At 55.7% G+C, this 21,221-nt stretch carries 15 protein-coding genes and 1 riboswitch; of the genes, 7 read left to right on the top strand and 8 right to left on the bottom strand.

Annotation, left to right across the window (positions count from 1 at the left end):
- Positions 1 to 4 precede the first annotated feature (4 nt).
- The 3 genes from NST26_RS22505 (at position 5) to NST26_RS22515 (ending at position 5,614) form a co-directional block, all read left to right on the top strand.
- Complete coding sequence (locus NST26_RS22505) at positions 5 to 1,633, top strand: response regulator transcription factor (RefSeq protein WP_340951243.1); 1,629 nt, start codon at positions 5 to 7, stop codon at positions 1,631 to 1,633.
- Positions 1,634 to 2,207: 574 nt separating this feature from the next.
- Positions 2,208 to 3,203, top strand: a complete 996-nt coding sequence (locus tag NST26_RS22510; RefSeq protein WP_340979798.1) for a LacI family DNA-binding transcriptional regulator — start codon at positions 2,208 to 2,210, stop codon at positions 3,201 to 3,203.
- 116 nt (positions 3,204 to 3,319) lie between these two features.
- Positions 3,320 to 5,614, top strand: coding sequence for an alpha-galactosidase (locus tag NST26_RS22515; RefSeq protein ID WP_340979799.1), 2,295 nt, complete (start codon positions 3,320 to 3,322; stop codon positions 5,612 to 5,614).
- A 134-nt stretch (positions 5,615 to 5,748) separates the two neighbouring features.
- Here the strand turns inward: NST26_RS22515 and NST26_RS22520 are convergent, their stop codons facing one another.
- The gene (locus tag NST26_RS22520; protein WP_340979800.1) at positions 5,749 to 7,179 is read right to left on the bottom strand and encodes a flotillin family protein; all 1,431 of its coding nucleotides are present in this window, start codon (positions 7,177 to 7,179) and stop codon (positions 5,749 to 5,751) included.
- Positions 7,180 to 7,197: 18 nt separating this feature from the next.
- Entirely contained in the window at positions 7,198 to 7,695 is a 498-nt protein-coding gene (locus NST26_RS22525) for a hypothetical protein (protein ID WP_340979801.1), read from the bottom strand.
- Between the two features lie 392 nt (positions 7,696 to 8,087).
- Positions 8,088 to 8,270, bottom strand: a riboswitch (cyclic di-AMP (ydaO/yuaA leader).
- Between the two features lie 527 nt (positions 8,271 to 8,797).
- Between NST26_RS22525 and NST26_RS22530 the strand changes: the two genes are divergently transcribed.
- The 3 genes from NST26_RS22530 (at position 8,798) to NST26_RS22540 (ending at position 12,545) form a co-directional block, all read left to right on the top strand.
- Positions 8,798 to 9,418, top strand: a complete 621-nt coding sequence (locus NST26_RS22530; RefSeq protein WP_036731586.1) for a TetR/AcrR family transcriptional regulator — start codon at positions 8,798 to 8,800, stop codon at positions 9,416 to 9,418.
- Positions 9,419 to 9,447: 29 nt separating this feature from the next.
- Positions 9,448 to 11,922: an MMPL family transporter gene (locus NST26_RS22535; protein ID WP_340951235.1), complete on the top strand. Its 2,475-nt coding sequence runs from the start codon at positions 9,448 to 9,450 to the stop codon at positions 11,920 to 11,922.
- A 200-nt stretch (positions 11,923 to 12,122) separates the two neighbouring features.
- Entirely contained in the window at positions 12,123 to 12,545 is a 423-nt protein-coding gene (locus NST26_RS22540; RefSeq protein WP_340951234.1) for a GNAT family N-acetyltransferase, read from the top strand.
- A 77-nt stretch (positions 12,546 to 12,622) separates the two neighbouring features.
- On the opposite strand, the gene NST26_RS22545 is transcribed toward NST26_RS22540, so the two are convergent.
- Genes NST26_RS22545 through NST26_RS22555 form a run of 3 tightly spaced genes read right to left on the bottom strand, consistent with a single transcriptional unit; the run spans position 12,623 to position 14,971 of the window.
- Positions 12,623 to 13,072 carry a DUF1877 family protein gene (locus NST26_RS22545; protein ID WP_340951232.1) on the bottom strand — a complete coding sequence of 150 codons (450 nt, stop codon included), beginning with the start codon at positions 13,070 to 13,072 and terminating at the stop codon, positions 12,623 to 12,625.
- A 48-nt stretch (positions 13,073 to 13,120) separates the two neighbouring features.
- A complete protein-coding gene (gene cls, locus NST26_RS22550; protein WP_340951230.1) occupies positions 13,121 to 14,563 on the bottom strand; it encodes a cardiolipin synthase in 1,443 nt (480 codons plus the stop codon).
- 36 nt (positions 14,564 to 14,599) lie between these two features.
- Complete coding sequence (locus tag NST26_RS22555; protein WP_036731582.1) at positions 14,600 to 14,971, bottom strand: winged helix-turn-helix transcriptional regulator; 372 nt, start codon at positions 14,969 to 14,971, stop codon at positions 14,600 to 14,602.
- 169 nt (positions 14,972 to 15,140) lie between these two features.
- Between NST26_RS22555 and NST26_RS22560 the strand changes: the two genes are divergently transcribed.
- The gene (locus NST26_RS22560; RefSeq protein WP_340951227.1) at positions 15,141 to 15,728 is read left to right on the top strand and encodes an NAD(P)H oxidoreductase; all 588 of its coding nucleotides are present in this window, start codon (positions 15,141 to 15,143) and stop codon (positions 15,726 to 15,728) included.
- Positions 15,729 to 15,749: 21 nt separating this feature from the next.
- Here NST26_RS22560 and NST26_RS22565 read toward each other — a convergent pair whose 3' ends face one another.
- The 3 genes from NST26_RS22565 to NST26_RS22575 form a co-directional block, all read right to left on the bottom strand.
- Positions 15,750 to 16,637 (bottom strand): PhzF family phenazine biosynthesis protein, encoded by an 888-nt coding sequence (locus NST26_RS22565; protein WP_340951225.1) that lies wholly within the window; start codon positions 16,635 to 16,637, stop codon positions 15,750 to 15,752.
- Positions 16,638 to 16,944: 307 nt separating this feature from the next.
- Positions 16,945 to 18,453 carry a beta-N-acetylhexosaminidase gene (locus NST26_RS22570; protein ID WP_340951223.1) on the bottom strand — a complete coding sequence of 503 codons (1,509 nt, stop codon included), beginning with the start codon at positions 18,451 to 18,453 and terminating at the stop codon, positions 16,945 to 16,947.
- A 25-nt stretch (positions 18,454 to 18,478) separates the two neighbouring features.
- Positions 18,479 to 21,217, bottom strand: coding sequence for an alpha-mannosidase (locus NST26_RS22575; RefSeq protein WP_340951221.1), 2,739 nt, complete (start codon positions 21,215 to 21,217; stop codon positions 18,479 to 18,481).
- Between the last annotated feature and the right edge of the window lie 4 nt (positions 21,218 to 21,221).

The raw sequence follows: 21,221 nt of genomic DNA on the forward strand, positions 1-21,221 counted from the left end.
GAGCTTGATCAAATTATTAATTGCAGATGATGAAGCCCTGGTCTGCATCGGACTCCAGTCCATGCTGAAATGGGAGCAATATAACATTGAGATTGTCGGCATCGCCCACAACGGCGCACAGGAGGAAGAAATGATCGACACCCTCCGCCCGGACATTGTAATCAGCGATATCAAAATGCCGATCAAAAGCGGCCTGGAGGTCGCCGGCTCGGTCCGGCGCAAGTACGGGCGGCTTCCGCTGTTCATCATGCTGACCAGCTACGAGGAATTCCAGTATGCGCGCGGAGCGATTGAGATCCAGGCCACCGATTACCTGGTGAAGCTGGAGCTGACCCCGGAGGCGCTGGCCGAATCGATCCGCCGGGCCACCAGTATCCTGGAGGAGTACCAGACCATGGAGAGCTATCCGAAGCTGGTCCATCGCGGCAATCTCCAGGCCCAGCGGGATAAATTCTTCATCCGGCTGTTAAGCGGCCTGTTCGAGAACAAGAACCAGTATCTGCTGCAAAAGGAGGATCTGGAGGTGGACCTCTCCGCGCCGGCCTATCTGGTCTGTACCTGCCGCATTCTCGGGCCGGACACCGTCCCGCCGCGCGGGGATAAGCTGGTGGCCTTATGCTCAAGCACCGTGCAGATGGCAAAGGATACACTGGCCTCCAGAAGCGCCTGCTACGTCACCAGCCTGGATCTGCGCAACTTCGCGCTGACCCTGCCTGTGCCGGGCCCGGACCCGCAGCTCTGGATGCAAGACATCCAGAAGCTGCTGGCGGACATGGCCTCCGTACTGCATAATTACTTCAATGTGACCATTATCGGGGCGATCGGCTTCGCGGTGGAAGATCCGTTTTTGCTGCAGGGGAGCTATCTCGCCGCCCGGAAGGCGCTGCCCGCCGCTGTGAAGGAGCGCTCCTTCGTCTTCTTCACGGAAGGCGAAGCCCTCCTGCAGGAGCACCTGCTGTTTGATTTCTCGGAATCGCGGCTGGAGATCCGCAGAGCTTTTGAAGAAATGGATACCCGCGCCCTGCACAGCATCATCTCCCGGATGATCGAGATCTTCGACGGACGGGCCGATCTGCTCGTTCCCGCCACCGATGCCGCCTGCAACATTCTATATATGGCGACCTCCCTGCTCGCGGACGGAGAGAACATGGTAGAGCAGATCTTCGAGCAGGAGCCGGAGGGCTACCGGGCAATCTATCAGATGCATACCATTGAAGAGATTACCGGCTGGCTCGTCCAGTTCCGGGACGGCTGTGTCCGGATGCTCGCCACCCGCAGACAGAGCTATAAGGAGCAGGTGGTGAAGAATGTCCAGGAGTATATCAAAAGAAATCTCGGTACCAAGCTGTCGCTTAATCAAGTCGCGGATGTGTTCAACTTCAGCCCCAACTATCTGAGCCACCTGTTCTCCAAGGTCGCCGGGGTGAACTATGTTGAGTATATCACAGAGACCAAAATCACCGCCGCCAAGGAAATGATGGTCCGCGGCGAAGGCCGGATCTACGAAATCTCCCAGAAGCTGGGCTATGAGAGCGCCTTTTATTTCAGCAAGGTGTTCAAGAAGGTCACCGGGCTCTCTCCCCGGGATTATATGCAGCACATTGAAGGGAATGCGGGAGGGGAACACACATGATATACCTCTGAAGAGTGTGCGGATCTGATTGTGGGGCATTTATTCGGTGAGCGTACTGTAGAATGATATGGATGAGATGGATGAGATGGCGTAATAATGCGGAAAAGTAGACAGGGCTGCCGGTATAGGCAGCCTTTTTTTTATTTGCGTACAAACGGAATCATGAGCTGAGGCCTAGCTGTTTCCGCAGAGCAAGAGCCGAACAACAAAGTAGGACTTGCTGTAACCTTGGTCCAAACTCCTCTTAGCCTTATTCAGCATCTAGCGGACTCAGATGAAGCTATAACGCGGAAAAACCAACTTTTCTCGTGTTTCCGGACTCAGGAGCGCTTATGTTGCCATTTGCAGCTATAAATGAGGAGTAATGGGTTAGTTAACGGCCTTTGAGTCCGCCTGGCCAGCCTAATGGTGTAATTTAGCGCTGATAAGGTCTTTCCAGTCCGCGAGGATGATGGGGCGGGGCACCCCTCCCTAATGTAAGCGCTCCTCAAAATCTGCTTGAAAGAACTCTAAAGAGATGGTAGGATGAAGACGAATATTTAGTAAATTTATTAACTAAAAAGGCGTGAGCAGCTTGGCAACGATTAAAGACATCGCCCGCGAGGCCGGCGTATCGGCCGCAACCGTATCAAGAGTACTAAATAATGACCTGTCTCTGGCGGTCAGTGAGGAGACGCGCAGCCGGGTGTTCGCTGTGGCCGGGCAGCTTGGCTACAAGCCCTCACGGGTACGGCAGCTGAAGCGGGAGAACGAGCTGGGCAGCAAGACCGTCACACTTCTGCTCTGGTGTACAGCCGAAGAGGAACGGGACGACCCTTATTACGGCTCGATCCGGCGCGGCGTGGAGCTGCGCTGTGAGGAGCTGGGCATCCGGCTCGGCCAGACGCTGCGCGGACACAGCACGCCAGCCCCGCTCCGGCCCACAGGTGACGGGCTTATTGTAGTTGGCGGGAGCTTCCAGCCGGGAGAGCTTGCGAAGCTGCACCCGGATACAAGCACCACCGTACTGGTCGACCATTATTCGGAGCGCACGGAATATGACTCCGTGCGGACACATTTCCGGCAGGCTGTCGATCAGGCGCTGGGCCATCTGCTGGAGCTCGGTCACCGCGAGATCGCCTTCATCGGAGGCGGCAGCGAGGAGGAGCGCCGGAGGTATCATTACACCCGGATTATGCAGAGCCAGGGTTGCTATGATCCGGCGCTGATCCGCACCGGAAGCTGGACCAGTGCTGACGGCTACCGGATGATGAGCGAGCTGCTGGCAGGGGTAAAGCGGCCTACGGCCTGCTTCGCCGCCAGTGATCCGCTGGCGGTCGGCGCTCTGCGCGCCCTGCATGATCACGGGATACAGGTGCCTGCCGGGATGGCTGTCGTCGGCTTCGATGATATCGAGATGGCGGCCTATGTTCAGCCTCCGCTGACAACGGTCCGCGCCTATCCCGAGCAGATGGGCAAAGCTGCGGTTCAACTGCTCGCCGAGCGGTTCGAAGGACGCGAAGCCCCTTCGCATTCGATGATCGGCACGAAGCTGATAGTCCGGGAGACCAGCGGCGGGACAGCGGATTAACCGCAGCCCGGCTGCACAGCAATCGTTGATTGCCTTTTCTAAGGTATCAGCAGAAATAATGCTCAGTTGGTCCAGATATCCGGACCTTATCCCATCACACAAGGAGTGTTATGATTATGAACATTTTTGCAGACGAATCACGAGGATTGTTCCACCTTCAGTCCAAAGATACCAGCTACATTATCCAACTGATTGAAGGTTATCCTGCCCATGTCTACTGGGGAGCGAGGCTTCGCCATGACAGCAGCCTGAACGGAGTGCTTGAGCTGCGCGAACGTGCCTCCTTCTCGCCAACCCCGGTGCTAACGCGGCCTTCGCTCTCTCTGGATGCCCTGCCTCAGGAGTATCCGCAGTATGGAACGAGCGACTTCCGGCGGCCGGCCTATCAGGTTCAGCTAGCTGACGGCACGCGGATCTCTGAACTCAAATATGCAGGATATACCATTACACCAGGCAAGCCGGCACTCGAAGGACTGCCTGCCGTGTATGCGGAGAATGAAGCAGAAGCACAGACACTGGAGCTTACCCTGAAAGATGACTACGCTGGTCTAACGGTTAGACTGCTCTACACCGTATTCGCCGATCATAACGCGATTACCCGTTCCGTCCGCTTCGAGCATAACGGCGAAGCCCCGCTCCGGCTGGAGCAGGCGCTTAGCGCATCCGTCGATTTCGCCGATTCCTCTTACGATACGCTGCATCTGAGCGGCGCATGGGCCAGAGAGCGCCATGTTCAGCGCCGTCCGCTTACTCCGGGAGCTGCCTTGTCACTGGAGAGCCGCCGCGGCTCAAGCAGCCACCAGACCAATCCGTTCATTGCGCTGCTACGTCATGGCGCAGATGAAGACCAGGGGGATGTCTACGGCTTCAGCCTCGTCTACAGCGGCAGCTTCGCCGCCACTGCTGAGGTTGAGCAGTTCGGACAGACCCGTGTAAGCATCGGGATTAATCCGTTCGACTTCTCCTGGCTGCTGGAGCCGGGCCAATCCTTCCAGACCCCGGAGGCCGTGCTCGTCTATTCCGGTGAAGGTCTCGGCGGCATGTCGCGTACCTATCACCGGCTGTACCGGACCCGGCTCTGCCGTGGTGTTCACCGTGATCTTGCCCGGCCGATTCTGGTCAACAACTGGGAGGCGACTTACTTCGACTTCGATGCGGACAAAATCGCAACCATCGCCAAAGCAGCAGGCCCGCTCGGCATTGAGCTATTCGTCCTTGACGACGGCTGGTTCGGCAGACGCGACAAGGATAACAGCTCACTCGGCGACTGGTTCGAGGACCGCCGCAAGCTGCCTGAAGGTCTGGCGGATCTGGCCGGCCGGGTCAACAAGGAAGGCGTACAGTTCGGTCTATGGGTGGAGCCGGAGATGGTCTCGCCGGACAGTGAGCTGTACCGCAAGCACCCGGACTGGTGCCTGCATGCCGCAGGACGCCGCCGCACGGAAGGCCGCAACCAGCTAATCCTGGACCTCTCCCGTCCGGAAGTCTGCGACTATCTGTATGAGACATTAAGCGCGGTCTTTTCCAGTGCCCCGATCCGCTATATCAAGTGGGACATGAACCGTAACATGACCGAGATAGCTTCTGCCAAAGCCAGCCCTGAGCGGCAAAAAGAAACCGCCCACCGCTATATGCTGGGGCTGTACAATTTGCTGGAGCGCCTGACCTCGCGCTTCCCGGACATTCTGTTCGAGAGCTGCTCCGGCGGCGGCGGCCGGTTCGATCCGGGAATCCTGTTCTATATGCCGCAGACCTGGACCAGTGACAACACCGATGCGGTAGAACGCCTAGCGATTCAATATGGCACCAGTATTGTCTATCCGGCCAGCAGCATGGGCGCACATGTGTCTGATGTTCCGAACCATCAGGTAGACCGCATCACCACCCTAGCTACACGCGGGGATGTGGCGATGAGCGGCAACTTCGGTTATGAGCTGGACCTCACAAAGTTCACCGAAGCGGAGAAGGACCTGGCTACCTGGCAGATTGCCCAGTACAAGGAGATCCGTACGCTGGTGCAGCAGGGTGATATGTACCGCCTGCTGAGCCCGTTCGAGGGCAGCGGCGAGACCGCCTGGATGTTCGTCAGCGAGGACAAGACCGAAGCCTTCGTCGCTTATTTCCGCGTGCTGGCCATACCGAATCCTCCGATCTCGCGCCTTACGCTCAAAGGACTCAATCCCGAGCTGGATTATGTCATTGAGACGGGGGCAAAAGGCAGCAACGGGCATGTCCACGGCGGCGCAGAAGCCTCTGCACCTGCAGATGGCGTCAGCTCCGCTCCATTCCAGCCCGCCTTTGACGGCACACCGCTGGGCGGTGACCGCCTGATGCGTATCGGTCTTGTGGTCTCCGACCTGCGCGGGGATTACGCCAGCTGCACCTACCGCCTGAGAGCGGTGCAGCGCTGATCAACAGCTTCAGACATACCACAGGCGTCAGCCTCCTTTTGGAGATTGACGCCTGTTTTTTTGTGGAGAGATGCAGTCAGGAAGGGGCTTGCTGCCGTTTCATTAACTACTTACTGCCTCCCCCTACTCCTCTTCTACTCCTGTCCATGCTTCTTGTCCCGGCCAAGTAACCCGCTGAGCGCCTCAGTCACGTTCATGCCGGTAAGTGTCTGGGTCAGCTCTGGAACCTGGGCCATGATTTTGGCGATATCACCCGTAATCTTGTTCACGCCTGAGGAAGCCCCGTCCTGGGAGATGACGGTGATCTTATCTACCTTGGCCAGCGGGGAGGCGATTTTCTCAGCCAGCTCGGGCAGGATTTTCAGGAATTCCACGGTCAGGGCGGCTTGAGTGAACTGTTTGTACGCCTCAGCCTTCTTCTGCAGCGCTCCCGCTTCCGCCGCTCCGGCGAGCTGGACGATCTCTGCATTCGCCTTCCCTTTTGCCAATTCCGCCTCCGCTGTTGCCAGTCCGCGCTTGGTCGTCGTAGCGGCTTCGGCTTCCGCCTCCAGAATCTGCCGCTGCTTGGCGGCTTCCGCTCTCATGATCGTCGCTTGATTCTCTGCCTGGGCCGGCTTGATTACCGTCGCTTCCAGCTCCCGCTGTCTCAGCTCGACCTCGATCTCCCGGACTGTGCGGTTGGCTTCGGCCTCCATTTGAGTGATTTTCACCTGTTCGGTAACCAGCGACTGCTTGATCTTATTCTGCTGCAATTCGTACGCCAGATCCGCCTGTGCCTTCTTCACCTCGGTCTCCAGCTTGAAGTCCGCCTGCTTAATGTTCAGCTCCTTCTCGAACAGCGATTCCTTCGCACGGGCAGCGGTTCCTGCTTCAATCGTCGCCTGATGCGCATTGGCTTTGGCAATGGAGGATTCCTTCTCCGCCTCGGCCTGCTTGATCTGAATATCGCGTTCGGCTTCAGCCTTGGCGATGCTGGCATCACGGCGAATCCGCTCAATCTCAGGCACCCCCATATTGTCGATGTACCCTTTGTCGTCGGTAATTTTCTTGATGGTGAAGCTTACGACCTCCAGCCCCATCTTGTCGAGATCCTCCGAGCAGGTCTCCCGCATCTTGCTGTTAATTTCGTCTGGGGTCTTGAGTATAGATTCTACACTGAGCTGCCCGATCAGGCCGCGCAGATGACCCTCCACCGAATGCAGAATAATCGTCTCACGGTCCTCTTCCGGCCGGTCAATGAACTGCTCGCTGGCTGTGAGAATAGCGGTTGGATCGCTTTTGATCTTAATCTGGGCGACCGCCTCCAGGTTCAGCTTGATGCCCTGGCGGGAGAACATGGCCTGCGCCGGGATCACATCGAAGCTCATCAGCATCATGGAGATGGTTTTATTGTTCTGGAAGCCGGGGATGACGAATGTCCCGCCGCCCTGAACCACTCTTTTGCCGCCGAGACCGTATACGATCATGGCCTGATTGGGCGGAACCTTTTTATACGCGGTCACAATACTGGTTAACGCCAGCAGAATTACAACAACAATAGCTCCGGTTACATATAAAATTAACATTTGCTCCGACACTCCCCGTTAGTTTTGTTCCATTTCCCTCTCAAACAAAGTGACCGCTGCGATCCCCTTATCCGTCTTCACAATAATCACCCGATCGCCCCGCAATAGCGACTGACCGGATTCGGCACGCACGCCGATGGAACGCATGGTCCCGTGCAGCACATACTTCATCTCTCCCACGGCCCCATCCGCTGCGGCGATGCTGATATAGCCGAGCTGGCCTGCCGGATCATAATCGAGTTCACTCATACTGCTGTCATACCGGGTCATTACCCGGGCCAGTACCGTGTAGAGCAGGATGCCCGGCAGCAGGGCGATCAAGGTACAGACCAGTACTACGGCGAGCAGCTGCATCCCGCTGTACTTGACAAGCATATACCCTGTGCCGCCCCAGACGGTGACAAACACCATCAGCGGAAGAATCGGCAGAAAGCCCGGCCCCCCGCCATCACCTCCCCCGACATGCAGGTGGCCTACCAGACCGTGCCCATGAATGCTGCCACTGAGGATAAGCACGAGGCCAACCCAGAAACAGACGATAAATACAGTAGCGATGGTAACCCCCTCCTTTTAATGTAATATGGCTATAAGAAAACTGACTGTAGTGGCGATGCGGAAACTGTCTATTGTGGTACATAAAAAGACTATTGCGGCATATAAATGACTAATTAATGTTGTTATAAGATTTAATTTCGCTACTCCCCGTCACTAATGCACCTAATTTCCACTTTAGGCTGCTTGGTTGTGTATGGCAGAGGCGCAATTGGATTCAAGGGCACTTGTGCTCTTCATTTCCGCATCCAGCCCATTTTCAGGGCATTCAGTGGGATTAATCCCCTTCCCTACACAGCAAAAAGACCACAGCAGCAGCAGGGCTCTCCGTGGTCGGTTACTCGATCATGGCGCTCATCCTCTCTCTTCGAGGCTTACGGGGTTAGCTGACGGATTCGGGCAGCGAGATTGCCCTACCTCACCAGAGCCATAGTAGCACACTGGCAAGGATTCACCCCGGGTACTCAGCAGCCTATCCTTAAGCCACCTGCACCAGTTGGTTCCCCCGTTCCCGTTACGGAATTCAGCCATTTCAAGAACAGTGTCATTTCATTCGGTTGTTGATTGAATCTTACGCCTGCAGCCATTTAATGTAAAACCTCACGGATGACAAAAGAAGTCAATAATGCTGTCCCTTCGTGAATGAAGGCGCATTCTTCAGCTCTGCTCTTATCCGCCCGGGGATTTGCTCGCGCTATCGTCTGTTTACACCCATGTTACTCTTCCTCTCACGTACTGCTCATTTGCTCACCTAATCCCCTCCCACTCTCCTACTCACTTACTCACTCACATACTCACCTACTCACTTACTCACTTACTCTCCTACTCTTACTCCCACTCTAGCTCTCACTCCTCATTTACTCACTTACTTCCCACTCCCTTCCCCACGCCCTCCTAATTTAATCTCCTAACCCCCACCTTTCTTTCTCAGCCCATTACTCCAAATTTAAAATATTCACATTTTCGTCACTTGATGCTCATTGTGCAATCTTTCCCTTTGAGCAATAATAGAACCTATAGATTCTCTAGAACTTATAGATTTCAGGGAAAGGAGGAACATTTACTTTTGAATTCCAAACTGAATCTGCGGGACAAAAAAAAGGAAGCCACCGCCTATGCCTTAGCCGTAGCGGCCTTCGAGCTTGCGCTTGAGCATGGCATGGATGGCTTCATTGTGGATGATGTTGTTCAGAAGGCTGGATATTCCCGGCGGACTTTTGCGAATTACTTCTCCTGTAAGGAGGAGGCAGTCGCCGCCTATTTCATTGGCATTATTGCTGTCCAAGAGAAAGAGAATAACCCGCTGGCTGCTCTGCCGTCGGATGCTACACCGCTCGATGCCCTGTACAATCTGCTGAAGCTGCAATTCACCTCGGAGTTCCTGCATAAGCTGCGGCAGTTCGTCTCCCTGGCTAATCAATATCCGTCCCTGGAGCCTTACATTCTCAATGTCTTCCGGCATTTGCAGATCACCGCCCAGGAGACACTGGAGCAGTTCACCCGTGGACGGTATGCCGATGGATATACCCACCTGCTGGTAGGTGCCGTCTATGGGGCCTTCGTGCCTATCCTGGACGGACGGCTGAACGTCATGCTGCCGGGTGAGCAGCAGAGCGGGGACTCCGGAGCTATGCCGTTTGAACAATACCTGAATTCCATGTTTGCTTATTTACGCAACGGCTTCTAAATTCACAGATAAAGAGGAGAAACCACTACATGTCTACTTTTCTATACCGCTTAGGTAAATCGGCTTATGCTAAGCCCTGGGCCTTCATTGCAGTCTGGATCATTGTACTCGGAGTTGTAGGCACCCTGATTGGAGTCAACGGCATTCAATCCAGCTCCGAGATGAAAATTGAAGGCACAGAGTCGCAAAAGGTGCTGGATAAGCTGACAAAAGAGCTGCCCGCTGCGGCCGGAGGCCAGGCTAGTATCGCCTTCACTGTACCGGACGGGGAGCGTCTTGATACGCCTGAGCGTACAGCGCTGCTTCTAAAAGCTATTAATGATGTATACAACATGGAATATGTCATCAACCCTGCCGAACTGGCAGCACAAGCAGCGGCCGCCGCTGCCGGTCAAGCCGCTGCTGATCCTTCCGCTGCCACTGGTCAAGCCGCTGCCGATCCTTCTGCCGCCGCGGGTCAAGCCGCTACTGATCCTTCCGCTGCCACTGGTCAAGCCGCTGCCGATCCTTCTGCCGCTGCTGGTCAAGCCGCTACCGATCCTTCCGCCACCGCTGGTCAAGCCACTGCCGATCCTTCTGCCGCCGCGGGTCAAGCCGCTGCTGCTCAGGCAGCACCGTTCGGTCCGCTGATTGTTGACGGCGCTCCGGTTCCCGGCGTGATGCTGTCGGCTAACGGCAGCATTGCCCTGTTCCAGTTCCAGTTCACGGTTCAGCAGACATCTCTGCCATCGGAGGTGCCGGACAACATCATCGATACCGTGACCAAAGTTGAACAGTCCGGTTCAGGCATTACCGCGATTCCAAGCGACTCGCTCAAAAGCATGCCGGCCATCGGCTCCACGGAAGCGATCGGCGTAGCCGTTGCTGCCATCGTATTGTTCATGACGCTGGGCTCAGTCGTTGCCGCCGGGCTGCCGCTGCTGACCGCACTTCTCGGAGTAGGCATTAGCGTCGGAGGTGCGTTTGCCCTCGGCAGCCTGATCCAGATGAACGATATTACACCGGTTCTTGCCGTGATGATTGGTCTCGCCGTGGGGATCGACTACTCGCTGTTCATTGTGAACCGCCAGCGCCGTCTGATCCTGGATGAGAAATTAAGCGCAGCCGAAGCAGCCAGCCGTGCACTGGGCACCGCAGGCAGCGCGGTATTCTTCGCCGGTCTGACCGTTATTATCGCCTTATGCGGCATGCTCGTCATCGGCATCGGCTTCTTGTCTACTATGGCCCTAGTTGCTGCGGCCAGCGTTCTGATCAATGTCCTGTTGGCCTTGTCCCTGCTGCCTGCGCTGCTCGGCCTGGTCGGTGAACGGATCGTAACCGCCAAAGCCCGGACCAAGCACAGCACCGCTGCCAAAAAAGCGCAGCACAGCTTCTCGCACCGCTGGGCAAATGCCACGGTGAAATACCGCTGGGCCATCATTGTGCTGGTGGTGCTGGTGCTTGGCACAGCCGCCATTCCAGTGACCAAGATGGAGCTGGGTATTCCATCCGGCGCCTCGGCGAACCTGGATACTCCGGCCCGCCAGAGCTATGATGTCATCTCCGAAGGGTTCGGCGAAGGCTTCAACGGCCCGCTGCTGCTGGTTGCTGAGACAAAGAATCCGTCTGAGAAGATCTCCATGCCGATCCTGGGCAAGCTGGTTCAGGAGCTGCAAATGCACGATAATGTGACCCTGGTCTCTCCGCTCGGTGTCAGTCCCACCGGCGATATCGCCATTATCAGCCTAATTCCGAAGACGGGTCCCACTGACACCGCAACCAGAGACCTGGTGCAGGAGCTGCGCGATCCGGCGTCCGCACTCACCACCGGCAACAATATTAATCTTGGCGTGACCGGCTTCACCGCCATCAATATTGATATGTCCTCGAAGCTGTCCGATGCCTTCCCTGTATACATCGGGATCATCGTGATCCTGTCGCTGATCATTCTGCTGCTGGTATTCCGTTCCATTATCGTACCTATCAAAGCAACCGTCGGCTTCGTGTTAAGTATTATTGCCACCTTCGGCGTAACCACCGCCGTCTATCAATGGGGCTGGCTGCATTCGCTGTTCGGCTTCGATACCGGCGGACCGCTGCTGAGCTTCATGCCGATCCTGGTCACCGGTATTCTGTACGGACTCGCTATGGATTATCAGGTCTTCCTGGTCAGCTCCATGCGTGAAGCTTATGTCCACGGCCGCCATGGCAAGGACAGTGTTATTCACGGCTATGATCTGGCCAGCCGGGTTGTACTGGCCGCAGGTGTGATCATGGTGTCCGTCTTCGCCGGCTTCATCTTCGCCCCTGATGCGATGATTAAGCAGATCGGCTTCGCGCTGGCCTTCGGCATCCTGATCGATGCCTTCATCATCCGGATGACGCTCGTTCCGGCCGTCATGGCCGTCTTCGGCGACAAAGCCTGGTGGCTGCCGAAATGGCTGGACCGCCTGCTGCCGAATCTCGATGTCGAAGGCGATAAGCTGATCGCCAAACTGAATGCCGGGAGCGGACACAAGCACTAAACTCGCCACACACAAAGCGGAGACCTGGCTTCGATGAATAGTCAGGTACTTTGCGGGACCCCAAGACATGTACATCTCCCCGGAATAACGTACGGCACTCCCGCCGTTCTCCATGTACAAATAGAGCCTGCGGCATCGTCCGCAGGCTCTATTTTGATATAATGGCTATAATTGAATTCAAATACTAAGGAGGAGTACCCATGAACATTATAGAACTCGACCTTGCTCAGAATCAGCAGGAAATCTCCCGCTTACTGGAGGAACACAGCCGCCGCATGGACAGCAGCATTCCGCCCTATCAGCGCGAGGTGATCTCCCTCGCCGCCTACGAGAACGGAGTCTTCGTTGGCGGCATTACCGGGGATATCGTCTGGAATATCCTGAACGTGCACTTACTGGCCGTTGACCCCACCTACAGGGGCCATGGACTCGGCAAGGCCCTGCTGGAAGAGCTGGAGCACAGAGCTAGGCAACGCGGCTGTAAGGTAAGCGAGTTGACCACGATGAGCTGGCAGGCGCCGTTTTTTTATCAGAAGCAGGGGTATGAGATCTTCGGCGAGATCAAAGATTGTCCCCGCGAAGGCCAGACGAAATATTATCTTCAAAAAAAATTGCAGCCGTAATTCTCACTCTAAGCAAAAACGGTACCTCCTTTTGACAAGGACAGTACCGTTTCTGTAAGCAAAGCAAGGAGGATTGTTCAAGCCACACTGAAAATCACGTGCTTCCCGCCCGCCAGCGCCTTCCCGTAGAAGTCCAGCAGGCCTGCAAATTCACCCTTCAAAGCTGCCCTCAGCTCCTCCGCTACACCACTCGTCTTCAATTGATCGAAGTCCACCTGCTGCATCGCCGCAATAATGTCCTCCAATTCATCCTGCTCGGTGCACGCGAAGAACCCGTCCTCCTCTTCCACCTCAAACACATGGACCCCGACAACAGCTTCACTTAACGGATCGCCTTCGATAGGTTCACTGGCCGAGACTCCGGTTAGCGCGAGATGCAGTTCCTCCCACAGCTTGTCGATATCGTAATATTCACTTCCGCCTTCAATCAGCTTCTCCAGCGTATTCATCAGCTCTGAACCGTCCATCTCCATCATGCGCTCCAGCGTATCCTCATCCACCATGACATATTGACCCAGCATCCCCATTTGTCATTCCTCCTTATATAAGGTACGGCTGCCCGCGCTCCACTCTCCTTACAGAATAGGTGACAGCAGCCGGGAAATCCCCTCTTTCAGCTTGATCACCAGCGAGCGCTGCGCATACCGTTCAACCGTAAGCTCCGAGCACAGTCTGGTATCATTCAGGAAAATGTCCTGGAGCTGTTCCGCAATCGCCCGGTCATACACAATGGCATTCACCTCGAAGTTCAGCCGGAAGCTGCGCGAATCGATATTCATCGTTCCGACAGAAGCAACCTCTCCGTCAGCGACAATCGTTTTGGCGTGCAGGAAGCCATTCTCGTAGAGCAGGATTTTGGCCCCGTAATTCAGCAGATCTCCGGCATACGCCCAGGTGGCCCAATACACGAACGGATGGTCAGGCTTGTTAGGGATCATGATCTGCAGATCGACTCCGGAGAGCAGGGCGATTTTGCAGGCGTCCATGAAGCTGGTGTCCGGTATGAAGTACGGGGTCTGGATGTACACACTTTTTTTAGCCGATAAAATAAGCTTGATGTACATATTCTTCAGATGCTCAGTGGACGAATTGGGGCCGCTTGTAATAATCTGCACCGGGCTTGTCCCTGTATGGGGCTCCATGTTGAAGACGAATTCCCCGTAATCCCCGCGCTCATGCATCCCCGCCTGATGCCAGTCCAGGATGAATCTGCCCTGAATATGGCTGACGGCGTTACCGGTGATCCGGAGATGAGTGTCCCGCCAATAGCCGAATTTCTTGTCCAGCCCCAGGTACTCATCCCCCACATTGAAGCCGCCGATATAGGCGATGCTTCCGTCAATAATACACAGCTTGCGGTGATTCCTGTTGTTGATCCGGAAGTTCAGCGGCTTGAGCAGGGACGGGAAGAACACTTCAACCTCGCCCCCTGCTGCACGTAATTCTCTGAAAAAATGCCGTGAAATCCGCTTCGAGCCGACTTCATCATATAACAGCCGCACCTTCACGCCTTCCATGGCCTTCACGATCAGCATATCCCTCAGCTCCCGGCCCAGACGGTCCGGCTGAATGATGTAATACTGAATGTTGATCTCTGCGCGGGCAGAGCGGATATCCTCGAATAACGCGGCGAACTTCTGATGGCCGTCACTGTAAATAACAATCTCATTATCGCTGGATAACAGGCCGTGCGACGAACGGATATTCATGTTGATGAGCTGGGCATAGTTCGTCAGCAGCTGCGACCTGTCATCCGCCCCTTCCGCGAAGGCTGCCAGCTGCTTGTCGGCTTCGGCCTGGACATATTCCTGCTCCTCGATGAAGAGCTTGTAGAAATTCTTTTTTTTGAGATTGCGTCCGAAGAAGATATACAAGACAAATCCCAGAATCGGGATGAAAAACAATACCATCAGCCAGGCCCAAGTGTACCCCGCCTCCCTGCGCTCAATGAACAGAAAGCCCAGGGCCAGAATGATGTTAATGAGGGTGACGACTGTGGTTAGACTTGCAAATTCCATGCTCTTTCCCCTTTTCTCTCTGTCTCTCTCTGCTGCCTAAAAGTCCTCCAGCACCTTGGACCTGTCGCCATGGATCCTGTCCAGATGCTCCTCTCCCCAGTAGCATAACAGGTCCAGCGCAGGCTTCAGCCCCCAGCCGTAGGCCGTCAGCTCATACTCCACTCTGGGAGGAATCTCCTGGTAGATGGTCCGTGAGATAATCTCATCGTTCTCCAGCCCTCTTAGCTGGGCAGTCAGCACTTTCTGGGTTAAGCCCGGAATGAGCCGCAGCAGCTCGGAGGTTCGCTTCTGTCCGGTCATAAGATGGTAGATAATTAACGGCTTCCACTTGCCGCCCATCACTTCCAGCGCCGCCTCTACGCCTACTTTGTACTTTTTGGGAACGCTATCGCCATTCTGTTCAGTCATTGCTTCTGCCTCCATTATGTAGGGTACCTCAATGTTCCTATGGAACATACACCTTCCTATAGAACAGCAAAGTGCGTACTTCCGGATTATTTTATTCCTGTTTATAATAGCATCAGCCAAGGAACATGGCTACAAACCTGCTATTAAGAAAGGTAGTGAAGATACAAGCATGAGCGTATTAATCGTCGTATCACACCCAAGACAAGATTCCCTGACCTTCCAGGTCGCCCGCCGTTTCGCAGAGGGATTGAGCCAGGCCGGCCATGATTATGAGATATTGGATTTGCATGGGATAGGATTTGACCCTGTTCTACAGGGGAGAGAGGAACTCAATATGACCGCAGGTGAACAGGAACAGCCCTATTCTCCTGAATTAGAGCGGGAAATGGAGCGGTTGCGGCAGCATGACGGCCTGGCATTTGTTTTTCCGCTGTGGTGGTGGCATCTGCCGGCCATGCTGAAGGGGTATATCGACCGGGTGCTGAACAACAGGGTTGCCTACGGCACAAGTAATCTGCATGATTATCGTGCGCTATGGCTGGCTCTGGCAGGCGTATCGGAGGAGCAGGTGAAGAAACGTAATTATGATGAGGCCACTACGCGTCTGCTGAACGTAGGAATTGCCGATTACTGCGGAATCACAGACTCCAAGGTTGAGTTCTTTTACGAGACCCTGGATTCGCCGCCCGCGCATTATGAAGCGCTGCTGGAACAGGCCTATCAGGCGGGATTACATTATAGCAAGGGAGAGAACTGACACATCACAGGAATGAGGAAATCACAGCATCACATCAAATTCATTCACATAAACTGCATTGCCAGTCACTTCTATAGTGTTGCCGTTGTCCGACACGGACACCTGCACTCTACCGTCCCTGCCGATCTCAAGGCCCTGCTCAATTAGCAGCTCGAAGGAGGAGGCTTGTCCTTGTCCGCCGATGTACCTGGAATAATAAGCCCCCATCACCCCGGAGGCGGTGCCAGTCACCGGGTCCTCGGTGGTCCCAGAGAACGGGGAGGAGAAATGGCGGGCGTGCATATGCGCCTCAGGATCATACGTCTCCAGACAAAACGGGTGGATGGACGAGTGGGGCATCTCCTTCAGCACCTCAGGGAACCGCTGGTTGTCCGGCACCATCCGGGTGAAGGCGTCAAGGCTTGTGACCGGGACCAGTAAGGTCCACGTTCCGGTGCTGCCGTACATGGTCGGCAGGGTCTGATCAATATCACCGGGTTCAAGGCTGATCGAGCGGGCCAGGTCCTCAAGCGATCCGTTAAAGGGTTGAAACTGGGGACTGGCCTGTCTTATCGTCATATAGAGGTTGTCGTGATCTTCTGTGAAACGGACGGGCAAGACTCCTGCTTTGGTCTCGATGGTCAGCTCGCTGGCGTCTCCAAGCAGACCCTTGGTCTTCATGGCATATAACAACGCCATGGTCCCGTGGCCGCAGAGATTAATCTCATGCCCCGGGGTAAAATAGCGGATTCTGAGATCCGCCAGGTTGGATTTTAACGGAAACGCCGTCTCATTGAAACCCACCTTCGCTGTGATCTCCTGCATTTGCTGCTCCGTGAGCCCCTCGCCGTCCAGGACAACCCCTGCCGGGTTCCCCTTGTTCGGAATGCTGCTGAACGCATCGTAATGATAGACTTTGATGTTCTGCACACCTGCACCGCCTGTCTTTTTTGAGTAATATGATAGCATAAATGTATATAATGTGAATTTTAGATATTTAGGCATCATGATATGTTCGGTTTTCTGCATACATTCAGTCCATGGACGCCGCGCGTGCCCAATGTGGTCGGTTTTTCGACTACATTGGGCCCACGTACCCTCGCACTGCCCATTGTGTTCGCTTTTCCCAATTCACGCAAAAAAACAGCAACGGACAAGTCCCTGTGAAGCGGACGGTATCCGTTGCTGCAATCATAGAAAGCAATACTATTGTCTACTAAGCTATTTATTCAGCCATCTACTCACCCGCATCTTGCTTCCCCAACCAGGCTAACTCCGCCATCGCCCGCAGCGGGCCGCGGAGGCCTGCGGCCACTTCCGCTTCGGTCTGCGCCTCCGGCTTGTCACTCCAGATGGAGAAGGTAGTGCCGATGAGTTCGCGCGGATAAGCTCCGGTATACTCCTGCTTGGCTTCTCCGGTACGGGCCGGGAACAGGCCGGGATGCCAGGAGGCGCGGATTTTCTCGCCTGTCGGATACTTATAGCCCGCATTTTCGCCCAGCACGTAGTACAAGTAGCCATCGTTGTAGTTAATCACCTGATGTCCCTTGGCGAGAATGTCTTCCACCGGGGCCATCATCGGATGCCACTTCGTCCAATACGTGATTTGAATGGACGGCTTGGGCGCGACCCGCTGGGTCTGATCCGCACGATAGAGGCCATCATTCCAGGCACGGACCGTCCAGCCTCTCGACTCCAGATGCTCAGCGACCTCGTTAAGGTAATCAATATAAGTGTCCACGCCCGTGCCGCCGCTGATGTTCAGGACATTCCGGGCATACTCCGCGAGCTGCGGATACTTATCGAACTCCGCGAAGTTGATGAATTCATCCCCTCCGATATGAAAATAGCGGCTGCCCGCAAATAACTCCGCGTATTCGTCAATCAACTCCAGCACGAACCGGCGGGCGGCCGGATTCGTAATATCCAGCGCCCCCGGAGCCGGAGTTCCCGCTGCATCCTTAAGCAGCCACTCGGGATGAGTGCGGAGCGCCTGTCCCAGATGCCCCGGTGAATCCAGTGAAGGAATAATATCCACATGATATCTCTGTGCCGTAAGGATAATTGCCTTCATTTCCTGCTTGGTTAAATAGTGATCTGACACCACCTCAGGATGGCTCTCACTCATCAGCCGGAAGCCTTCGTTCTCGGAGAAATGAAGCTGCAACGTATTCAGCCGTAGCCGGGACATCTCTCTGATCCGCTCCAGGAGCCAGTCTTCGCTGTAGAATTTGCGGCCGATGTCGATATGCAGCGCCCGCTCCGGCATGACAGGGGAATCGGTGATGGTACCGCAGGACACGGAACCCTCATCTGCCAGCCGCTGCAGCAATGTCCGCAGACCATACATCACGGCCCGTTCACTTGAGGCGGTAATCTTCGCATAATTCCCGACGTCAATGACGTAAGCTTCCTTGCTGTCCGTGTCTTCCACAGCTTCATGATCCGTCAGTTCAATGACGATATCGCCCGAAGCGGGTGTCTGCGTTTCCCCATGAACAATAGTCATGATCTGGTCAGCGGGTGTCAGAATGCCCGAGTATTCACCCAGCACAATAAAGACTGTTTCGTTCAGAACACGGTTATTATCCGATCTGGCATTGTCTACAATCCGGGCTTTGGACCCGGCAGACACCCGCCATGGCTCCCCGGATGCCGCTGTAATCTGCTGCTGTACACTGGTGAGCGGGCAGGTATCGGAGACGTTCTGATCTAATGGTTCATCCATATTCATATCCATACTCATCTCACCTCTTCCTTCTTTGCGTGAATCAGCGCAGCCGGAGGCCGACCGTGCTAATCTGATGTCCACCAAGCGGAAGCTTAAGCGAAGCCGTGCCTTCAGGCTGAAGCTCTTCACCTTCTGCTTCCAGTACATTCGAAGTATAGAAGGCGGCAACCGGCAGCACAGATTCCAGTTCCAGCTCGCAAGGCTGTTCCGTAAGGTTGAACCAGCGGAGCAGCACATCGCCGCGCTCCTTGTTCAGCTTCATGGAGGAGAAGGCAGCGGTCCCGCCGTTCCAGCGGACGGCCGAATACACGGCGGGAATCGTCCCTGTATGAACCTCTGCCTGCGCCGAGGTCCACGGAATCTGGAACTGGTAGGCAGCAGCGGCAGCACCAGAGGTTACGGTGTCCCCGCTGTGTGGCAGCAGCAGCATATCCGCTGTCTGTTCACCCAGGCACTGGGCTTCCGGCGTTGGGAACCAGCCCCAGTCGCCCATCTCGCCGACACTGCGGAGCAGCGTAACGGCAATCGTATTGCGGGCATCCCGCAGAATCTCGTATTCGTGTAATCCGAGGTTAGCGACCGTGAGGCCTGCGTTCTCCCCGGCAACATCCACGAAGCACTGCTGATGCTGCGCATTGCTGGGATTCTGCCATTCCGGCGCCGGCTCGTTCGGACGTTCCGCCAGCTCGAACATCGAATCTACGCGGTGTGAGGCTGCGGCCAGATCCGCCGGGAACAGCATCCGCAGGCGGTGATCCTTAGCGGTATTACTGATGAAGCTCTTCACTTCCAGCCCTTTGCCGCTGCGCTCCAGTCTCAAGACCGTCCGCAGCTTAAGGGTTACAGTATCGGCACTACGCTTAGCCTGCCGCTCTGGATAATAGACCAGCGCCCGCTGTTCTCCTTCCAGCAGGTCATCGGCCGAAGCCGGAATCTCCCATTCATGGGTGATTTCGATGGAAGCCCGGTATGGCGTATCTTCAATAACAGCGATATCCGCGTTAAGGCCCAGAGTCGTCAGCGGCACTTCGCCCGCAGGCGCTCTGTACATATATTCATTCCCGATGTCACCGGTATTCTCGTAGACACCAAGGTCACGATAGATCTTGCCGCTAGGCTTATGCTCCAGTGTGAAGGAGCCGTCAGCCATAACCTCGACGCGCAGCGTGTCGTTCTCCAGCACACGTCCGCCGCGAACCAGCGATGAGGCTTCTTGAGCGGAAGCCGCCCCAACAGGGCGGACCCAGGCATAGGTGCGCAGTCCCAGGGCAGGCACATCCGCCGCCGCGAAGGTCAGACGCACCTTGCGGCAGCTATAAGGCTGGCGGAACCGGTCATCCGGCAGATCATAGCCGAAGGACAGGCCAAGATCCTCCACCGTACAAGGAATCGGCTGGCCTTGTTCATCGACCAGGACCCGTCCGGCCAGGTCCACAGCCTTCATAAGCCGGGCATTCTCTTCCAGCGGCAGTCCTTCGCGCAGATACTGGCGGGCCGCATCCAGCTCTATGGTCACCGTACCGGTGCGGCTCCAGCCGCTGGTATTGGTTACAATGAGCGGAAGGGCCTCTTCGCCGTAAGCGGCGAAGCCGGAGGTGTCGACCGCTGCGGTGATCGCCTGCATACTATCCGCCACGATGCCTTCGGCGGTGTGGTAGCTCTTGTCGAAGCGGGTGACCATCTCGCGGTGCACCTCATCCACGCTGCAGCCGCAGATGGAATCATGCGGATGGTTCTGCAGCAGCGTCTTCCACGCATAATCCAGCAGATGCTGCGGATACTCCCCGCCGTGCAGCCCCGCGATAACAGCCAACGGCTCGGCTACCTTCTCCAGCATGGCCTGGCCGCGCTGGTTGAGCTGCTTCAGGTACACCCGGGCGGAGGCGGTATTGACCAGCGTTCCCCATCCGTCCGTGCGCTGGCTGCGCAGCTCGCCCTTCACCGTGGACAGGCTGCGGCCAGTCAGCGAAGCTTCCACTGCCTTGATATAGTCCGGGAAGTTCGAGTGAACGAAGTTGACCTCCGGGTGTAGCTTCTCCGCTGTGCGGATTGCCTCCGGAAGGTCGGTCTGCAGCGGCTGGTGATCGCAGCCGTTCATGAACAGCAGCTGATCGGTCGCCGCATACTGCCGGGCATCGCCCAGCTTGCGCTCCCAGTAGCGGCGTGCCTCATCAAGCTCGACGGGAACCTCATTCCCGTTAGAATACCAGTTGGCGAACAGGATGCCCAGCACCTGCGAGCCGTCCGGCCCTTCCCAGACCAGCTCCGAGAACGAGGATTCATAGCCGTCATCGGAGACCATATTGTTGAAGCCCGTAGGCTTCACTCCGCGCCCGAAAAAGGCGTTAGTGATGCCGGCCTGCTGCATAAGCTGCGGAATCTGTCCGGTCAGGCCGAAGGTGTCCGGGAAATAGCCGATTTTGGACACTTCCCCATAGACTGCCGCATCCTGATGTCCTAGCTGTAAGTTACGTACATTGGCTTCCGGACTGGTCAGGAACGCATCCTGCAGAATGTACCAAGGTCCGATAAATATCCGTCCCTCACGGATATGCCGCGTGAGCCGCTCCCGGTTCTCCGGACGGACCTGGAGATAATCCTCGATGATAATCGTCTGGCCGTCGAAGAAAAAGCTGCGGAAATCCGGGTTCTGCTCCAGCGTGTCCAGCAATGTGTCCACCAGTTGAATCAGCCGGATATGATGGCGCTCATAAGGCAGATACCATTCCCGGTCCCAATGCGTATGCGAGATAATATGTGCCGTCTGTTTAGTAGTCATAACC

Source organism: Paenibacillus sp. FSL R7-0128 (genome assembly GCF_038002245.1).
Lineage (GTDB): Bacteria > Bacillota > Bacilli > Paenibacillales > Paenibacillaceae > Paenibacillus_AQ > Paenibacillus_AQ silagei.